Genomic DNA, 3838 nt, shown 5'->3' with positions numbered 1-3838 from the left:
GCATCGGGTCGGTGACCTCGAAGGCGCCGACGCGGTAGCCGGCGTACGTGAGGGTGAACGGTGCGGGCGGAGCAGCTGACCAGCACGGCGTCGGCGTCGGCGAGCAGCTCGGCGACCGCGGTGGGCAGCTCCGCCGCGACCGTCCCGCCGCCGCGGTCGAGCCGCAGCAGGGTCCGGCCGCCGGCGCGGAGCCGGATCTTCTCGACCGTCGCACCGGTCGCGGGCAGCGCGAACAGCTCGACGCCCCGGTCGCCCAGCAGTCCGGCGAGCCGGGCTCCCGCGGCGTCGTCGGCGAGCGCGGTCACCAGGCTGACCCGGGCCCCGGTGGCCGCCGCGAACGTGGCGGCCAGGCCCGCGCCGCCGGGGCGCTCCGTGGATGACGTCTCGTCGAGCACCGGCGCACCGGGCCCGTCCGGGCACAGCCGGGTCGCGGTGCCCTCGACGTCGCGGTCGAGCAGCACGTCGCCGACCACCACCACCTGGGTCGTCACGGCGTCCGCCCGGCGGCCAGCGCCCGGTCGACGTACTCGCAGAGCAGGTGGACCGAGACGAGGTGCAGCTCCTGCACGACCTGGCTGTCGGCGGACGGCACCGCCAGCGCCTCCTTGCACGCGTCGGCGAGCGGGTTCGGCGCCGGGCCGGTCATCGCCCAGCAGCGCAGGCCGCCTTCCCGGCCGGCGGCGGCGGCTTCCAGCAGGTTCGCGCTGGTGCCGCTCGTCGACAGCAGGATGAGCACGTCGTCGGGGCGCCCGTGGGCGCGCACCTGGCGGGCGAAGACGGCGTCGTAGCCGAAGTCGTTGCTGATCGCGGTCAGCGAGGAGGTCTCCGCCGAGAGGGCGATCGCGGACAGCGGCATGCGGTCGTCGCGCAGCTTGCCGACCAGCTCGGCGGTCAGGTGCTGCGCCTCCGCGGCGCTGCCGCCGTTGCCGGCGACCAGCAGGCGACCGCCGCGGCTCAGCGTGCCGGCGAGCTCGGCACCCCAACGGGCCAGCTTGGCCGCCTCCCGGCCGAACGCGGGCAGGGCCGAGGCCAGCCCGGCGAGGTGCGCGTCGACGAGCGGGATCACGCGGCCACCACGCCGTCGTAGAGGGCGCCGAGCTGGGCGGCCACCCGCTTCCAGCTGTACGACATCCGGGCCCGGTCGAGCGCCGCGGCGGCGTACGCGACGCGGCGCATCGGGTCGGCGAGGAGCTGGCGCACCGTGTCGGCGAGGGCCGCGGAATCCCGGGGCGGCACGAGGTCGCCGGTCACGCCATGGACGACGGTGTCGGTGAGCCCGCCGACGGCGGACGCCACGACAGGCACGCCGCAGGCCATGGCCTCGAGCGGGGTGAGCCCGAACGGCTCGTACCACGGCGTCGTGACCATGATGTCAGCCGAGCGGTACCAGGCGGGCACCTCGTCGCGCGCCAGCCCGCCGACGAACCGCACGCGGTCACCGACCCCGGCGTCGGCCGCGGCGGTGCGCAGGGCGCGCACGAGCGGGTCGGCGTCGAGGTGCGCGGCGGCCGGTCCACCGACCACCACCAGCTCCGCGTCGCCGATCCGGGGCAGCGCGGCGATCACGTCGGCCACGCCCTTGCGCTCCACCAGCCGCCCGATGCTGAGCAGCCGGGGTCGCCGCGTGCGCGGCGCGACAGTGCCCTCGGGCGTGAACCGCGCACTGTCCACACCGGACGGAACCACCGACACGGCGGCGCGGGGGACGCCCATCCGGACCAGCTCGGTCACCTCGTCCGCGCACTGCGCGACGACCGCGTCGGCCTGGCGGCCGAGCATGCGTTCGAAGCCGACGCGGCCGGGCGGGCTGCTGTCCCGGTCGCCCTGGTGCCGCCGCTTGACGGTGCCGAGGGCGTGGTAGGTCTCCACGACCGGCACGCCGGTGCGGGCCCGGGCGGTCAGGGCGGCCAGGCCGCTCATCCAGAAGTGCGCGTGCGCGACGTCCGGCCGCCACCGGGCCCAGTCGTCGGCCAGCCACGCTCCGAACGCACCCATGTGCGGCAGCAGCGCGTCCTTCGGCAGCGGCACGGCCGGACCGGCCGGCACGTGCACCACGGTGACCCCGGGTCGGACGCGGACCGTCGGTGGCAGGTCGCCGTCGCGGCGCGTGTAGACCCGCAGCTCGTGTCCCTCGTCGGCCAGCGCCCAGGACAGGTCGGCGACGTGCGTGTTCTGTCCACCGGCGTCCTCGCCTCCGAGCGCCGCCAGCGGGCTGGCGTGCTCCGAGATCATCGCGATGCGCATCGTTCCTCCTCCAGCAGCCGGTCCCAGTCGCCCAGGAACCGGTCGAGCCCGTATCGGTCGGCCGCAGCCTTGCGCGCCGCCGCGCCCAGCTCGCCGGCCGAGTCGGGGTCGGCGACCAGCCACCGCGCCGCCTCGACGAGCGTGTCGACCTTGGTCGACAGGACCCCGGCACCGGGCGGCACGGCCTCGACCGCCTCGGTGCTGGCCAGCACCACGACCGGCATGCCCATCGCCATCGCCTCGATCAGGCTCAGCCCCAGCGAGGTCCAGCGGCACAGGTGCAGGTAGACGCGGCGGCGGGCGACCGCTTCGTGCAACGGGCCCTGCGGCAGGTCCTCGTGCGTCGCGATCCGGTAGGCGGGCAGCTCGAGCCGTGCGCGCAGCTGCCCGAGGCCCATGCCGAAGACGTCCAGCGGCGCCACGGAGGCGAACCGCGGCATCAGGTCCGTCCCGGTCACCCGCCAGCGCCGGACCGGCTCGTTGGTCACCACGGCCAACCGGGGCAGGTCACCGGCGTACACGACCAGGGGCGGCACGATCCCGTGCTCCACCACGGTGGTACGCGTGGCGCCGGCGTCCCAGAACAGCTCGTTGAAGCCCGTCACGTGGACCAGCAGCAGGTCGTCGCGGTCGGCGACCGGGTGCCGGGTGGCGGGCACGTCGCCCTTGGGCGTGTTGTGCTCGACGTAGACGACCGGCAGGCGGCGGCCGGTCCACCGGCGCGCCAGGTCGATTTCCTCGGGCCGCTGCACGACGACCACGTCGACGTGCGCCGCGGCCAGCTCCGCCGGGGTCACCTCCACCACGGACGAGGGCCAGTCGTAGGTGCGGGCCCGGCCGCGGCCCCACGGATCGCGGTCGGCGTTGACGGGGACGAGGTAGCGGTGCCGACCCTGGACGAACGCCGTCATCCAGGACCCGTGCACGTGCCAGACGAGGACGTTCACGCCGGCCCGCCGGTGAGCACGCCGACCGCGGCGACGACGGCGGCCGGGTCCACGGTGGACAGGCAGGGATGGCCGGGCAGCGGGCAGGTGACGGCGCGGCTGTCGCGGCAGGGCGTGTCGGCGGCACCGAGCCGCACGGTGGGCACCCGGTACGGGCCCCAGGCGCCGTAGGGCACCGTCGGGGCGTACAGGCTCACCACTGGCGTGCCGACCGCCGCCGCGAGGTGGGCCGGGCCGGTGTTGCCGACGACCACGCAGGCGGCGCCGGCGAGCACCCCCGCCAGCGCGGACCAGGTCAGCGCGCCGCCGAGGTCCGCGGCCGGCCCGGCCGCGACGTGCCCGGTGAGGTCCGTCTCGCCCGGACCGCCGGTCACCACGACCCGGTGACCGGCCGCGGTGAGCGCGTCCACGATCGCCGCGCAGAGGTCGGGCGGGCAGGCGCGGGCCGGCGCCGACGTGCCGGGGTGGACGACCACGTACGCGCGCTGCAGCGGCGACGCCCCGGCCTCGACCCGCAGCACCGGCTCGTCACCGGGTGGCAGCGCGAAGCCCGCGGCGGCGGCGGACCGCAGGGCTCGTCGGGCAGCAAGCTGTCCGGTGACCGGATCGTGCTCGGCGTGCTCAACGACCAGTCGGGCGTCTACCTC

At 76.4% G+C, this 3838-nt stretch carries 6 protein-coding genes; 1 reads left to right on the top strand and 5 read right to left on the bottom strand.

What is annotated here, in order from left to right; genetic code table 11:
* From AB0H87_RS39220 to AB0H87_RS39200, 5 genes are all read right to left on the bottom strand, one after another.
* Nucleotides 1–491: PfkB family carbohydrate kinase (locus AB0H87_RS39220; protein WP_360158079.1), on the bottom strand; the 491-nt coding region annotated here is incomplete at its 3' end.
* Complete coding sequence (locus tag AB0H87_RS39215; protein WP_360158076.1) at nucleotides 488–1066, bottom strand: SIS domain-containing protein; 579 nt, start codon at nucleotides 1064–1066, stop codon at nucleotides 488–490. The genes AB0H87_RS39220 and AB0H87_RS39215, both read right to left, overlap by 4 nt.
* Nucleotides 1063–2244, bottom strand: coding sequence for a glycosyltransferase (locus tag AB0H87_RS39210; protein WP_360158073.1), 1182 nt, complete (start codon nucleotides 2242–2244; stop codon nucleotides 1063–1065). Before AB0H87_RS39210 ends, AB0H87_RS39215 begins: the two co-directional genes overlap by 4 nt.
* Entirely contained in the window at nucleotides 2229–3191 is a 963-nt protein-coding gene (locus AB0H87_RS39205; protein ID WP_360158070.1) for a glycosyltransferase, read from the bottom strand. Before AB0H87_RS39205 ends, AB0H87_RS39210 begins: the two co-directional genes overlap by 16 nt.
* Nucleotides 3188–3667, bottom strand: coding sequence for a glycosyltransferase family 9 protein (locus AB0H87_RS39200; protein WP_360158067.1), 480 nt, complete (start codon nucleotides 3665–3667; stop codon nucleotides 3188–3190). Before AB0H87_RS39200 ends, AB0H87_RS39205 begins: the two co-directional genes overlap by 4 nt.
* Between AB0H87_RS39200 and AB0H87_RS39195 the strand changes: the two genes are divergently transcribed.
* On the top strand, nucleotides 3656–3838 hold a 183-nt coding region (locus AB0H87_RS39195; protein ID WP_360158064.1), incomplete at its 3' end, for a hypothetical protein. The genes AB0H87_RS39200 and AB0H87_RS39195 overlap by 12 nt on opposite strands.

The organism is Asanoa sp. NPDC050611 (assembly GCF_040654855.1).
Lineage (GTDB): Bacteria > Actinomycetota > Actinomycetes > Mycobacteriales > Micromonosporaceae > Asanoa.
The sequence above is the reverse complement of the archived record's forward strand: the minus strand, read 5'-3'. Positions and strand labels throughout refer to the sequence as shown.